The following is a 12,442-nucleotide window of genomic DNA, read 5'->3' on the forward strand; positions in this document are numbered from 1 at the left end:
CCGGAGCCTAGCGCCCGCATGGCACGAACGCCTCACGCGATCGAGCTATACAAACGTATTGCACGATCGTGCAAATCTGCGTACGGTTCGGGCCATGAGACACACCAGGAACGTTTCCAAGGAGTTCACCGCCGCGCTGACGCTGGCCACATTAGGCCTGGGGGTCGGACTGGCCGGCCCTGCGCAAGCGGCAGCAGGCAGCGCCGCCCGTACGGTCGTCGCCACCACCGGCGGCGCCGTGCGTGGCACCGCAGACAACGGCGGCCTGCGCAGCTTCCAGGGCATCCCATATGCCGCCCCGCCGGTGGGGGACCTGCGCTGGGCCTCGCCGCAGCCCGCCGCGCCCTGGACCGGGATACGCGAGGCGACCGCTCCGGGATCCCCCTGCGCCCAGCCGAAGGGGCTGCCCGTCGGAGTCCCCAGCGAGGCCGAGGACTGCCTCTACCTGAACGTCACCACCCCCGCCACGCAGACCGGCAAGCGGCCGGTGATCGTGTGGATCCACGGCGGCAGCCTGATGTTCGGCAGTGGCGACCTCTACGGCCCCGAGCGGCTGGCCGCCGAGGGCACCGTCGTCGTTTCGGTCAACTACCGGCTCGGTGTCATGGGCTTCCTGTCCGACCCGGCGCTCAAGACCTCCGGCGGCCTCGGCCTGGAGGACCAGCAGGCCGCGCTGCGCTGGGTCCGCGCCAACGCGGGCGCCTTCGGGGGCGATCCCGGCAACGTGACGATCATGGGTGAGTCCGGCGGCGGGTACAGCGTCTGCGGCCACCTCACCTCGCCGAAGTCGACCGGACTGTTCGACCGCGCCATCGTGCAGAGCGCGCCCTGCGCCACGGGCGGCTCCCGCACCCGGGAGGAAGCCGAGGCCGAGGCCAAGGCCACGCTCGCCAAGCTCAAGGAGCTGAAGTCCAAGGAGGGCAAGGACTGCAATGATGCGGAGTCCTGCCTGCGCGGCACGGACGCGGCCACGCTCATGAAGGTGTACGGGACCTGGAACGAGCCACGCCCGATCGCCGGTACGGACCTCATGCCACTGGCCCCCGCCGAGGCGCTGCGCACGGGCAAGTTCAACCGCGTCCCGGTCCTCATCGGGGTCAACCACGACGAGGAGCGCGGCCGGATCCTCGGCCAGGAGCTGACGGGCGATCCCATGCCGCCCGAGGCGTACGAGCCCGAAATCCGCAAGGAGTTCGGAGCCCAGGCCGACGCGGTGCTGGCCCGCTATCCGCTAAGCCGCTTCAGCTCCGCCGGCGAGGCCCTGGCAACGGTCCTGACCGACCGCAGCTGGTCGGTTCCGACGCTGGACACCGCCCGGCTGCTGTCGCAGTGGACGCCGACCCGGATGTTCGAGTTCAGCGAGCGCGAGACGCCCTCGTGGGCAGGTGACCCGAAGCTCAGCTTCGAGCTCCGCGCCTCGCACATGTCGGAGCTGTCCTACCTCTTCGACCTCAAGCTGCCCCTGTTCGAGAAGCTGACAGAGAAGCAGGAACGCCTCGGCAAGCGAATGACTGACACCTGGGTGGACTTCGCCGAGTCCGGGAAGACGGATTGGCCGAGCTTCCGCAGCGGCGGCTACGTGCAGTCGCTGGCCTCGGGGCCGTGGAAGCGAACGGAGTTCACCAAGGACCACAACCATGCGTTCTGGAAGAACCTCCGCTGACGCCAAGCATCGTCCCGCCGACCGAGGTGCCTGGGACGCCGGGCAGCACACGACTCGTGCCACTACGTGCCAGTCAGGGCGGTAAACAGCGGTCAGCACGGGGGTTCCGCGGGCCCCGGAACTCGGCTCCGCAGCCCCGTCATCCGCTCCACGACAAAGCCCCAGGTCAGCGACCTGGGGCTTGCTTATTGTCTAGACCTCTAAGGGCTCTCGCCGGGATGGACCTGCGCCACACCCGCGCCCCCGTGCTGCGCGGGCTGCTGTCTTGTGCCACCCCGGCCCAGGTGCACAGATGCCCAGCGGCCGATCGGCAGGCCCCCGTACGGGCAGGCCGATTCGCTTGGACCATCTGGTCGTTGATCGGATGTGTCGCTGACTCACGCGCATAGGCGATCGACGGCACGTGGGAGCGGGTACCCCTACGGTCGGACATCCGGGCTCACGGTGCGGAAGGTGCGGCGGTATGCCTGGGGAGAGACGCCGATGGCGGCGTGGAGGTGCTGGCGAAGCGAGGTGCCGCTGCCGAGGCCCGCGTGGTCGGCCACTGTGTCGATCGGCCAGTCTGTGGTCTCCAGCAGGTGCCGCGCCCGCTCGATCCGCTGCTGTACGAGCCACTGACCGGGGCTCGCGCCGACTTCGTCGCGGAAGCGGCGGGTGAAGGTACGTACGCTGACCTTGGCGTGGGCGGCCATGTCGGCCAGCGTTACAGGTTCGGCGAGCCGCTCCAGGACCCAGGACCGGGTGGGGGCCGTGCCGTTGTCGGTGGGGGCAGGTACGGGTCGACGGATGTACTGTGCCTGGCCGCCGTCGCGCCAGGGCGGAACGACGCAGGCGCGCGCCACTTCGTTGGCGACCGCGTTCGCATCAGACGTGGCCGAGCAGCTGATCGCGGTGGAAGACATCGGTACCTTCGTCGCGCTCGCGGTCGGCGACCCGACGCAGTATCTGGGCAAGGCCGTCGCCATCGCCGGAGACGCCCTCACACCCTCCCAGACGGCCGCGGCCCTCACCCGGGCATCGGGCCGTCACATCCCCTGCGTCCACATCCCGGTCGAGGCTGTCCGTGCGCAGAGCGAGGACTTTGCCGACGCCGTCGACTTCCTGAACGCTTCCGGCGGCTACGGGGCCGACATCTCCATCGCACGGAAGCTGCACCCAGGAGTGATGACCTTCGATGCCTGGCTCGGCCGACAGGGGAAGGCGAAGCTCCTCGCGCTGCTCCGCCCCCGGCAGGCATAAGGACGGGACAGAACCACGGAGCCTCGCTCCCCCAGCTCTGGCCGGTGACGCGCTACGCCGGGCGCGTGCCAGTCAGGGCGGTAAACAGCGGTCAACAGGGTCTAGTGCGCCGGCGGCCCCAACATCGAGGCGATGGAGTCCACGACCTGGGTCACCGCCGACGTCCTGGAGCCGATCGACGGCTCGACCTCACCCGGGTACCGACCCACCGGATCCTCCCCGACCTCCCACCACCCCGCCCCGGATGGATCCACGTCCCAGCTCCCGGCGGCCGGGGTTCGCTCATCCACGGGCACGACTGTGCACACGCGGCCGGCGGCGGGGTCGAGGTGGAGAACCTGCAGGCCCTGGACGTGCTCATGCGGCCCGGCGTGCGGGCATGTCACCACTGCGACGCCGCGGCCATCTTCGGAGCAGTACTGCAGCTGGGCGGCGGCCACGCGTAGCCGCCCCGTTCCCGCGTCCGTCGCGCGCGGGGAAGAGCCGGCGCAGCGGAACAGCGGCACAGCGGCCGGTCCGGGGTGCAAGGGGCTTCCCGGACCGGCCGTCACGGTGTTGTCAGACGGTGTCCGGTAGTCCGCCGGGCAGCTCGGCTCCGTTGATCTCCCGGTACAGCTTCTGCAGGTGGGCGAGGTCCGCCGGGAAGAGGGATTCGATCACCGCCGGGTCGGGCTGGCCCGCCGTGCCCAGGCGTGTGATGACCAGGCCGAGGAGGACGACACCCAGATAGGACGGGTTCTCCCGTACCCGCGGGTCTACCAGCGGGGCCAGCTCATCGTTCTTGGTGGCCAAGCGCATCATCCCCTCGCGGTGGGTGACACCAGCCGGATCGGTGTACCCGTGGGGAAGCGTGAAGGGGAACTCCCGGGGCGCTGCTGAAAGGCTCATGACCACTCCCGCATCGACGAAATACGGCACCGGCACCTGACCAGCGGGCCACCCGCCGGGAGCGGGGGACCGGCCAGGTGCGGGCCCGGTCCGCCCGCCACGGCCATCACGCGGCCGGCTCGTAGATGACGGTGGTGTTCGGGCAGTCCTCCGCGACACCGAGCAGGGCCTGGCGCTCGGCCTCGTCCGCGGCCAGGTCCCACCGGAGCTTGGTGCCCACCCACTTCGCCACGTACTCGCAGTGGTAGGCAGCGGCCGGGGGCAGCCACTGCGCCGGGTCCTTGTCAGCCTTGCTCCTGTTCGAGGCCGCGGTGACCGCGACCAGGGTGTCCGGGCTGTTCTGGTCGTTCGCGTACGCCTCACGCCGCGCCGCACTCCAGCGGACGCCGTCGGGAGTCTTGAGCTCGGAGTCGAAAACCTCGGCCAGCGGGACGAAATGGTCGACGTCGAGGCGGGCGGCGTCGGTGACGACGATGTCGTCGTAGGGGCTGAGCCAGGAACCGCCCGTCAGCCGGCATCCGGCCGCGACCTGCGGTGCCTCGACCGCCTCGGAAAGGATGACCTCCTTGCGGGTGTCACACCCGTCCGTCGCGTTCAGCCCGCGGTTCCAGTGCTTGTAGAGGTCCCGCTTGTAGCCCTCGCGGTGCTCGTCGGCGACCGGGATCTGGTCGATCGCCTCGAACAGCGGCAGTGGCGCGCGGACTCCGGGGGCCCCGGCGATGCCGAACACGGCGGAAACGGCTGGCTGTGCTCCGGTCGCGTGTGCGGCGGGAGTAGTGGTGAGCAGGGGCAGGGCGGCGAGTGCGAGCGCGGGCAGACCACGCTGCAGCAGGTTCTTGATCACCCCCTGGGTGTAGCGCGGCCGATCAGGCCCGGAACAGGGTGCCGGGAGTCAACTCACTCGGGCGGGTGTCTCAATTCACCGGCGAAACGATCTTGCCGGTCCAGTCGAGAGGGCCGGACCGTCGCGCTCCCGAGGAGGTGAGCGAGGTACCGGGTGGGGTGGGGTATTACAGGGTCAGGGCTGGAGGTAGCTCCTGAGGTAGCCGCGGGCCGCGGGCTCGCTGGTGCCGAGCGCGGTTGCTACCTGCTCGATCGGCACCTCCCCGGCGGTGAGTTCGTTTACCGCGGCCAGGCCGACCTGGGCGATCATGTGCCGCAGGTCGGCCAGGGCCTTCAACGCGACCAGCGGGTCCCCGGCGGCCAGACCGTCAAGCCGGCGAGCGAGTTCGGTGAGTAGCTCGGTGAGTGCCGCTGGGAGTTGGACGGCCGCGTCCCGGATCACCGACAGGTGCGCGTCGTAGTCCGCGATCGGCCCGGACACGTCGACGTCCGCCTCGTACAAGGGCTTGTCCTTGGGGAGGGTGGTCCAGTCGAGCGGGTACTCGGCCATCCCCCGCCAGCCGCATGAGCAGCTGCCCCGCAGGACCATGGCCTGGGGCCGGCCGAACCGGCCGTCGTAGACGTGCCACTCCTTCGACGACGGCATGTTCGAACCGCTGCCCACATCGAAATAGACCGGGCCCGGCTCACTGCCGTCGGCCAGCAGCACCCCCACCGACCCCTCGTGTGCGGCCCCCAACGCCTGCAGCACCCTGTCCACGACGATCAACCCCTCCCCGCAGCGCGGCCGGGCCGGCCGAGAGGCCGGACCACACCGCCAGGCTGCCCCGACCGAGCCGCCCACGCACCGTGATCCACCGAAAGCGGTACGGGCGAAGTTCCAGTGGTCAACGGGAGGCCGGAGCGGAGGCTCGTGAGGAGGACCGGGATCTCCCGATCGGCGCATCACCCTGCTCCGACCGGGGGATGCCATGTCAGACCAGGCCCCTACCGTCCGCCGCGGACAGGGATCTGCCACGGAACGAAGGAGAGAGCGATGGTGTTCGTCGGGGTTTACGGGGAGTGGGGTCGTATCGACGTCACCCAGGCCGACCTCGGATGCGGACAGGACCGGGAGAGCATCTACAAGACCAAGTCGCCCGCACCCGCCGACCTGCAACGAGTGCGCCTGGCGGCTCCACCTGGTCCACAAGACCCACAGCGCGTATGACGGAGCAAGTACGTCACGCCCGCGACCTGCTCGCCCGCCCCGAGAACACCGTGACCTCGATCGCGAAGCTTCTCGGTGTCTCCCGCAACACCATCTACAACTACGTGCCCGAGCTGAAGGGCGGCCGCCAGGTGCTTGCCGAGGCGACCAACACGGCCGAGCTGCCGCGGCTGGCCAAGGCCAAGGACTGATCACCGCCGTTTGCGGCTGGTGACGATCCTGCTGGCTTATTCGGTCACGCGGCGAGGGAGAGGTCGAGGCGGGCAAGGTGACTGACGCGGGTGCGGTCGAGTGGGTGGCCGTTCCACCAGGCATCGAGGCGAATGAGGTTGAGTGCAACGGCCTTGCAGCTCGCGGGGTTGCAGGGAGAGGGTTCGGCCGCCGGTCTTCGAGCGGGTGCACTGGTCGCGCACCGGGCAGGGGCGGCATGTCTCCTTGTCGAACTTGATCACGATGGCCTTGATGCCGCGCACCCTGGCCTGCCACGCCCATGGACTGATCACCACCGTTTGCGGCTGGTGACGATCCTGCTGGGCACGACTGCGCGCACGCAGCCGGAGGCGGGATCGAGAGTAGGCAGGGCTGCCCCAGCTGGAAGCAGCATCGAAGAACAGTTCTGTCCCGTGCTCACGCGTCGTGATCACGGGGCAGAACTGGCCGGTCTGTCAGTTGAGCTGCAAGACGTTCTCGTCCGCATCCTCGAAGAGCCTGACGATCAGCTTCCGAAGACGCATCGCGGCGTTGGCCCTGTCAAGGAACCCGTCGAGCATGTCGGCGTCCTGCTCCGAGTGGGAGGGCTTGGAGAGCTTCTCGGTCCAGCCGGTGACCTGATCCTCCAGGGTCTCCTGGACCACGTCGAATTCGGATCCGGCGGACTCCTTCGTGATCCTTTGGTCGGCCAGTAGATCCGTGATGCGGTTCAGTTCGCGGCATACGAGCCAGAGGGCAGCAAGCGGGTTCGCCCCGGCGCCGGGGGGTGTCACCTCCCGATTGGGGTGCTCTTCCAGCTCATCGATGAAGGCTTCTACCTGGAGCACTTCTTTCTCGACGGCGTCCACCGCAGACGCCAAGGTAGAGCTGCGTGTGGTGTGCACCACCCACATCTCGATGTCCGGCGCGGGTACCTCCGCGACGTGGACAACGTGTGTTGTCTGAATGTTTTCGGCTAGACGCCTCCACTGGCGCTTCGGCTCACGGCCAAGCTGTGCGAGACCTGTTCGGATATCCAGGGCGGATGCGAGCGCGGAGTGGAGGTCGGCCTGGTGTCCGATGAGAAGGGCGTCGAGGGCTGCTTCGGCTGCGGCGTCGGCGCGGGTGTCGATGTCCTGGTAGTGGTCACTCATTTGTCTCCGCCTCCTGCTTCAGCGCGAGAGCGTTGATCAGCCGTGCACGTGCACGCGAGTAGGCCTGCCGCACCGCGGCGGGGTTCTTGCCCAGGATCTTGGCGGTCTCCTCGTGATTGAAGCCGTCCAGGTTCCAGGCCATGGCCTCCCTTTCCGCCGGCGGCAATGTTGCGAGGAGGTCGAGCATCCGCTGCCGCTCGTCGGTGAGGATGACCAGTTCGACCGGACAGGTGCCGCCCGGCCGCTCCGGGACCGGGTCCGTCGGGAGTACCCGGCTGTTCGACTGCCGGAGGTAGTTCCGCTTCGCGACCGTGCGGAGGTACGCCCTGGGGTGCTCCAGGTACCGCCATTTGTCGGGGAGCAGAGTCTCGAAGGCCTCGTGCGTGGCGTCGGCTGCCTCATAGGGGCTGGCGCCCAGGTTCATGAGGAACGCCGACACCTTGGTCATTTCCACGGTGTAGAAGGCCTCGAACGCGTTGTCCTGCTGGGTTGGCAGCGGGAGCTGGGCCGCCGGGGGCACGTACACAACGTGGGCGGGCGCGGGAAGCTCTGTCACTGCTCCCCGCCGTGGCGGGCGGAGGCGCCGATCCGGATCTCGACCTCACGGTCCGCGGACCGCTCGGAGAGGCGACTGCCAGGCGGCAGAGACCGGACCCGATCCGAAAGGCCCTGCTGGGCCACCTCTGCCCGGCGGACCTCCGCCCGCGTCTTGACCACCCTGTACGTCAGTCGTGCCAGGGTGCCGATCACTGCGGTCACTACCGCCACCACCGCCATCATCGTCGGATCCACGATCTGCCTCTCGACCTGAGCGGTGCAGATGCGCCCCGCGTCTGAGTCCTAAAGCAACGACGGGGCCAGAGTGTGACATCGGACCAGAAGAATTTTTGGACGAGGTCGACCGCGAGCGCAGCGAACTCCACGACTTCCTCTGCGCCACCACCAACGAAGGCCACACCGCCATGACCCGAGAACTCGGTGAGTGGATCCTGGCCAAGCTCCAGGAGGCGTAACTACCGGCCAAGGCGCCCTCGTCGGGCCCGGGACGTGCTGGACCGGACCCGACGAGGGCGAGCCCCACCCGTTTCATGGGCTGACAGTGTGAGATGCCACCCGCCAGCCCGGGCGGCCCCGGGGAGCAGAAGTGGGGGAGTTCATGACCGACGCCGAGATGCCGACACCCATGGCTGTCTCTCGCGCACCTGGTGAGGGCCGGCTTTGGCCAGGGACTGAAGGGACTTGGTTTTGGAAGTGACGCGCCACCTCGCTGGCGCGGTCCTGATCCTGCGAGGGGTCTGCAGATTGGCCGTTGGCGTGCACGCCGACACCTGCCGGGCACGGCCGCCACGACCTGCTGCTGTGCGCGATCGGCCCAGCCGATGGTGATCACCGCGTGGGGCAGCCGGAACCGCAAGCGATCCTTGGCGGCGTGGCAGGAGTACGACGCGAGGGAGGCGGCGCTCGCTTTCGCGACGGCCCACTCCGCCACACAGTCGGGGCAGGTGAGCGGTCGCCCGCCTACCCGCAAGCCGACGCCCCACACCGACGAGCAGGACTACGACCAGGCTCGAGGCGGAGGGAATCAGAGGTGTCGATGAACCCGTCGGTGGACTTCACCCAGGCGTGACGAGAGACCTGACGGCGGGTTCGAGTTCCTCCACCGCCTCCCGGGTGATCCGGCGCGGGCACCACCGGCCGTAACCGTCAAGACGGCTGTCTATCCGCGGTCTGAGCTTGGCGTGGCAGTGCCGCCTGAGGTCGGTTCGGCCTTCGTGTAGAGGATCTCGCGGGCCTGGTCCGCGGCGCGGGTGATGCTCTCGGAGACGAAGTCGACGAAGCGGGCGATGTTCTCGAGGCGGGTGGCGGCCGGGGTGTCAGGGCCGAGGATGCCCACCCCCTGCCGTGCGGTCTCGGCGAGCTGAGCGGTGGAGCGCGCGCTGGCGATCATGGACTGGTACCAGACGTCGTCGTCGACGATGTAGCGCTCGCGGCGGCGTTCATCCCGTTCCCGGCGGACGAGGCCCTGACTCTCCAGGAACGCGATCGCTTTGGAGATCGACGCCGGGCTGACCTGGAGGCGCTGGACGAGTTCGGACGCGGTGAGGCTGCCCGCGTCCGTGGTGTACAGGCAGGTCAGCACCCGGGCCATCATCTTGGGCAGGCCCGAAGCCATGAGCAGGGTGGTGAACGTCTCCTCGTACGCGCGCACCGCCTCGGGGTCGCGCCCATGAGCCTGCGGGGACGCCTGCGGCCCTCGGGGCGTGGCCTGCTTGCGCCGGTGGGCGCGGTGTTCGGTGGCGCGGTGGGCCAGATCGGCGCGGTAGCCGGCGGGGCCGCCGTTGCGCATGACCTCGCGCGTGATCGTCGAGGTCGGGCGATCGAGACGTCTGGCGATCTCCGCGTAGGCGAGCCCGTCGGCCACCCCCAGCGCGATCTGCTGGCGTTCCTGCTGGGTGAGCCTGCCTCCCGGCATCGCGATCTCCTTCGTTCTCCTTGATGCCGCCACTATAGCGTTCACCCTCAATCCATTGCAACGCACAGACGGCTGTCGTTGCGTTAATTTCAAAGACTGTTGCAACGATTTCTAGCCTTTGACCTGCGAAAATAACAATCTTTCGCAACGAACACATTGAACGATCTTTGAATGCAACGTAGCGTTTTCGACATCAGAAACAACGAGTCGAAGGACAGCATCATGCAGAAGTTCGCCACCCCCGCCCCGATCGCCACCGTCCTGGACATCCCCGCGGGACTCATCCGGTTCATCGCCGCCGACCGGGCCGACACCACGGTCGAGGTCCGGCCGGTGAACGCCTCGAGCAGCCGTGACGTGAAGGCGGCGGAGCAGACCACGGTCGAGTACGTCGACGGCGTGCTGCGGATCGCAGCCGCTCCGGCGAAGAACCGGATCCTGGGCCACTCCGGTTCCGTCGAGGTGACGGTCCAGCTGCCCGCCGGTTCCCGCGTCGAGGCGAAGACGGCCGCCGCCGAACTCCGGGGCGTCGGACGGCTGGGCGATGTCACCCTCGAGGCCGCGCAGGGCTCGATCAAGCTCGACGAGACCGCGGGCGCCCGCCTCACGCTCCTCGCCGGCGACATCTCCGTCGGCCGCCTCGGCGGCCCGGCCCAGATCAGCACGCAGAAGGGCGACATCCAGGTCGCCGAGGCCGTCCGCGGTGCGGTCGAACTGCGGACGGAGGCGGGAAACCTGTCGATCGGCGCCGCCCGGGGCGTCTCGGCCTCCCTCGACGCCGGTACCGCCTACGGCCGCATCCACAACGCGCTCAAGAACACCGACGGCGCCACCGCCGGCCTGACCATCCACGCGACCACCGCCTACGGCGACATCACCGCCCGCAGCCTCTAAAGGAGCACTCCTCATGACCAACCTGGCCATCGCGGCGAACGGGCTGCGCAAGTCCTACGGCGACAAGGTCGTCCTCGACGGCATCGACCTGCACGTCCCGGCGGGCACGATCTTCTCCCTGCTCGGCCCGAACGGCGCCGGCAAGACCACCGCCGTCAAGATCCTCTCCACCCTCATCACCGCCGACGCCGGCGACCTGCGGGTCGCCGGCCACGACCTGACCGCCGACCCGCAGGCGGTCCGCGCCGCGATCGGCGTCACCGGCCAGTTCTCCGCCGTCGACGGCCTGATCACCGGCGAGGAGAACATGCTCCTCATGGCGGACCTGCACCACCTGTCGAAGCGTGAGGGGCGGCGGGTCGCCGCCGAGTTGCTGGAGCGCTTCGACCTCACCGAGGCGGCGAAGAAGCCCGCCTCCACCTACTCCGGCGGCATGAAGCGCCGCCTCGACATCGCCATGACCCTGGTCGGCAACCCGCGGATCATCTTCCTCGACGAGCCGACCACCGGCCTCGACCCCCGCTCCCGCCACACCATGTGGGGGATCATCCGCGAGCTCGTCTCCGACGGCGTCACCGTCTTCCTCACCACGCAGTACCTGGAGGAGGCCGACGAACTCGCCGACCGCATCGCCGTGCTCAACGACGGCAAGATCGCCGCCCAAGGCACCGCCGAGGAGCTCAAGCGGCTCATCCCCGGCGGCCACGTCCGACTCCGCTTCGCCGACCCGGCCGCGTACCAGAGCGCCGCCTCCGCGCTGCGCGAGGTCACCCGGGACGACGAGGCACTGGCGCTGCAGATCCTCAGCGACGGCAGCCAGCGCGAGCTGCGCTCCATCCTCGACCGGCTGGACTCGGCCGGCATCGAGGCCGACGAGCTGACCGTGCACACCCCCGACCTCGACGATGTGTTCTTCGCCCTGACCGGCGGGGGAACCAACATCCCCAACCAGCCCAAGGAGTCAGTCCGATGAGCTCCCTCTCCCTCGCCGTACGCGACTCGTCCACGATGCTGCGCCGCAACCTCCTGCACGCCAGGCGCTACCCGTCCCTCACCCTGAACCTCCTGCTCACCCCGGTCATGCTGCTGCTGCTCTTCGTCTACCTCTTCGGCGACGTGATGAGCGCGGGCATCGGCGGCGGCGGCGCGGACCGCTCCGCGTACATCGCCTACCTCGTCCCGGGCCTCTTGCTGATGACCATCGGCAGCACCACGATCGGCACCGCGGTGTCCGTCTCCACCGACATGACCGAGGGCATCATCGCCCGCTTCCGCACGATGGCGATCCACCGCCCTTCGGTGCTCATCGGGCACGTCGTCGGCAGCGTGCTGCAGTGCGTGATGAGCGTGGTCCTCGTCGGGGCCGTCGCCGTGGCCATCGGCTTCCGCTCCACGGACGCCACGGTCCTGGAGTGGATCGCGGCGTTCGGACTGCTCGTGCTCTTCGCCCTGGCACTCACCTGGATCGCCGTCGGCATGGGCCTGATCAGCCCGAACGCCGAGGCCGCCAGCAACAACGCGATGCCACTCATCTTCCTGCCGCTCATCTCCAGCGCCTTCGTCCCGGTCGACTCCATGCCCGGCTGGTTCCAGCCGATCGCCGAGTACCAGCCGTTCACGCCAGCCATCGAGACCCTGCGCGGGCTGCTGCTCGGCACCGAGATCGGCCACAACGGGTGGCTCGCGGTCGCCTGGTGCCTGGGCCTCGCGGTGCTCGGCTACTTCTGGTCGGCCTCGAAGTTCAACCGCGACCCGAAGTAACCGCCATGACAGCGCGGGCCGCCCCGGGGCGGCGTACTCCGACACCGCGTCGGGCGTACGCCGCCCCGTCGGCGTTCTCGGCCATCCACCGGGCCCGCTCCGCCGACACCGTCGGCCGGAACCGCCGT

The 12,442-nt window shown here is 69.1% G+C and carries 17 protein-coding genes and 1 pseudogene; 8 read left to right on the top strand and 10 right to left on the bottom strand.

The genetic code is table 11. The features are described from left to right. Positions 1–94: 94 nt before the first annotated feature. Positions 95–1,663: a carboxylesterase/lipase family protein gene (locus tag JIW86_RS41205; RefSeq protein ID WP_257559844.1), complete on the top strand. Its 1,569-nt coding sequence runs from the start codon at positions 95–97 to the stop codon at positions 1,661–1,663. 419 nt (positions 1,664–2,082) lie between these two features. Here the strand turns inward: JIW86_RS41205 and JIW86_RS41210 are convergent. Beyond that, a pseudogene (locus tag JIW86_RS41210) lies at positions 2,083–2,517 on the bottom strand (GlxA family transcriptional regulator); the annotation flags it as partial. Positions 2,518–2,533: 16 nt separating this feature from the next. On the opposite strand from JIW86_RS41210, the gene JIW86_RS41215 reads away from it, so the two are divergent. After that, positions 2,534–2,902: an NmrA family NAD(P)-binding protein gene (locus JIW86_RS41215; RefSeq protein ID WP_257559845.1), complete on the top strand. Its 369-nt coding sequence runs from the start codon at positions 2,534–2,536 to the stop codon at positions 2,900–2,902. 101 nt (positions 2,903–3,003) lie between these two features. On the opposite strand, the gene JIW86_RS41220 is transcribed toward JIW86_RS41215, so the two are convergent. Beyond that, entirely contained in the window at positions 3,004–3,192 is a 189-nt protein-coding gene (locus JIW86_RS41220; protein ID WP_257559893.1) for a hypothetical protein, read from the bottom strand. Here JIW86_RS41220 and JIW86_RS41225 point away from each other — a divergent pair. Beyond that, a complete protein-coding gene (locus JIW86_RS41225; protein ID WP_257559888.1) occupies positions 3,187–3,348 on the top strand; it encodes a DUF6233 domain-containing protein in 162 nt (53 codons plus the stop codon). The genes JIW86_RS41220 and JIW86_RS41225 overlap by 6 nt on opposite strands. A gap of 112 nt (positions 3,349–3,460) precedes the next feature. Here the strand turns inward: JIW86_RS41225 and JIW86_RS41230 are convergent, their stop codons facing one another. The 3 genes from JIW86_RS41230 to JIW86_RS41240 form a co-directional block, all read right to left on the bottom strand. Next, on the bottom strand, positions 3,461–3,790 hold the full coding sequence (locus JIW86_RS41230) for a hypothetical protein (protein ID WP_257559846.1): 330 nt from the start codon (positions 3,788–3,790) through the stop codon (positions 3,461–3,463). A 106-nt stretch (positions 3,791–3,896) separates the two neighbouring features. Continuing rightward, complete coding sequence (locus tag JIW86_RS41235) at positions 3,897–4,634, bottom strand: GmrSD restriction endonuclease domain-containing protein (protein WP_257559847.1); 738 nt, start codon at positions 4,632–4,634, stop codon at positions 3,897–3,899. Positions 4,635–4,808: 174 nt separating this feature from the next. After that, positions 4,809–5,393, bottom strand: a complete 585-nt coding sequence (locus JIW86_RS41240) for a hypothetical protein (protein ID WP_257559848.1) — start codon at positions 5,391–5,393, stop codon at positions 4,809–4,811. Positions 5,394–5,839: 446 nt separating this feature from the next. Here JIW86_RS41240 and JIW86_RS41245 point away from each other — a divergent pair, with 446 nt between their 5' ends. Then, positions 5,840–6,034, top strand: coding sequence for an HTH domain-containing protein (locus tag JIW86_RS41245; RefSeq protein ID WP_257559849.1), 195 nt, complete (start codon positions 5,840–5,842; stop codon positions 6,032–6,034). A gap of 36 nt (positions 6,035–6,070) precedes the next feature. On the opposite strand, the gene JIW86_RS42320 is transcribed toward JIW86_RS41245, so the two are convergent. Genes JIW86_RS42320 through JIW86_RS41265 form a run of 4 tightly spaced genes read right to left on the bottom strand, consistent with a single transcriptional unit; the run spans position 6,071 to position 7,978 of the window. After that, positions 6,071–6,487, bottom strand: a complete 417-nt coding sequence (locus tag JIW86_RS42320) for a transposase (RefSeq protein WP_416237712.1) — start codon at positions 6,485–6,487, stop codon at positions 6,071–6,073. Between the two features lie 21 nt (positions 6,488–6,508). Beyond that, positions 6,509–7,186: a hypothetical protein gene (locus JIW86_RS41255; RefSeq protein WP_257559850.1), complete on the bottom strand. Its 678-nt coding sequence runs from the start codon at positions 7,184–7,186 to the stop codon at positions 6,509–6,511. After that, entirely contained in the window at positions 7,179–7,742 is a 564-nt protein-coding gene (locus JIW86_RS41260; RefSeq protein ID WP_257559851.1) for an RNA polymerase sigma factor, read from the bottom strand. The genes JIW86_RS41255 and JIW86_RS41260 overlap by 8 nt, the downstream gene beginning before the upstream one ends. Continuing rightward, positions 7,739–7,978 (bottom strand): hypothetical protein, encoded by a 240-nt coding sequence (locus JIW86_RS41265; protein WP_257559852.1) that lies wholly within the window; start codon positions 7,976–7,978, stop codon positions 7,739–7,741. The genes JIW86_RS41260 and JIW86_RS41265 overlap by 4 nt, the downstream gene beginning before the upstream one ends. 95 nt (positions 7,979–8,073) lie before the next feature. On the opposite strand from JIW86_RS41265, the gene JIW86_RS41270 reads away from it, so the two are divergent. Then, positions 8,074–8,199: a hypothetical protein gene (locus JIW86_RS41270; RefSeq protein ID WP_257559853.1), complete on the top strand. Its 126-nt coding sequence runs from the start codon at positions 8,074–8,076 to the stop codon at positions 8,197–8,199. A gap of 704 nt (positions 8,200–8,903) precedes the next feature. On the opposite strand, the gene JIW86_RS41275 is transcribed toward JIW86_RS41270, so the two are convergent. Next, a complete protein-coding gene (locus JIW86_RS41275) occupies positions 8,904–9,659 on the bottom strand; it encodes a GbsR/MarR family transcriptional regulator (protein ID WP_257559854.1) in 756 nt (251 codons plus the stop codon). Positions 9,660–9,881: 222 nt separating this feature from the next. Here JIW86_RS41275 and JIW86_RS41280 point away from each other — a divergent pair, with 222 nt between their 5' ends. The 3 genes from JIW86_RS41280 to JIW86_RS41290 are packed head-to-tail and all read left to right on the top strand — an operon-like array spanning position 9,882 to position 12,314. Further along, positions 9,882–10,553: a DUF4097 domain-containing protein gene (locus tag JIW86_RS41280; protein WP_257559889.1), complete on the top strand. Its 672-nt coding sequence runs from the start codon at positions 9,882–9,884 to the stop codon at positions 10,551–10,553. A gap of 13 nt (positions 10,554–10,566) precedes the next feature. Further along, entirely contained in the window at positions 10,567–11,526 is a 960-nt protein-coding gene (locus JIW86_RS41285; protein ID WP_257559855.1) for an ATP-binding cassette domain-containing protein, read from the top strand. Beyond that, positions 11,523–12,314: an ABC transporter permease gene (locus tag JIW86_RS41290; protein WP_257559856.1), complete on the top strand. Its 792-nt coding sequence runs from the start codon at positions 11,523–11,525 to the stop codon at positions 12,312–12,314. The genes JIW86_RS41285 and JIW86_RS41290 overlap by 4 nt, the downstream gene beginning before the upstream one ends. Positions 12,315–12,442: the final 128 nt, after the last annotated feature.

Origin of the sequence: Streptomyces sp. NBC_00162 (assembly GCF_024611995.1) — a bacterium.
Lineage (GTDB): Bacteria > Actinomycetota > Actinomycetes > Streptomycetales > Streptomycetaceae > Streptomyces.

Coding starts and splice junctions, on each gene's coding strand:
- JIW86_RS41245 (WP_257559849.1), top strand. CDS start 5,840: ATGACGGAGCAAGTACGTCACGCCCGCGACCTGCTCGCCCGCCCCGAG.
- JIW86_RS41255 (WP_257559850.1), bottom strand. CDS start 7,186: ATGAGTGACCACTACCAGGACATCGACACCCGCGCCGACGCCGCAGCC.
- JIW86_RS41280 (WP_257559889.1), top strand. CDS start 9,882: ATGCAGAAGTTCGCCACCCCCGCCCCGATCGCCACCGTCCTGGACATC.
- JIW86_RS41230 (WP_257559846.1), bottom strand. CDS start 3,790: ATGAGCCTTTCAGCAGCGCCCCGGGAGTTCCCCTTCACGCTTCCCCAC.
- JIW86_RS41275 (WP_257559854.1), bottom strand. CDS start 9,659: ATGCCGGGAGGCAGGCTCACCCAGCAGGAACGCCAGCAGATCGCGCTG.
- JIW86_RS41290 (WP_257559856.1), top strand. CDS start 11,523: ATGAGCTCCCTCTCCCTCGCCGTACGCGACTCGTCCACGATGCTGCGC.
- JIW86_RS41285 (WP_257559855.1), top strand. CDS start 10,567: ATGACCAACCTGGCCATCGCGGCGAACGGGCTGCGCAAGTCCTACGGC.
- JIW86_RS41205 (WP_257559844.1), top strand. CDS start 95: ATGAGACACACCAGGAACGTTTCCAAGGAGTTCACCGCCGCGCTGACG.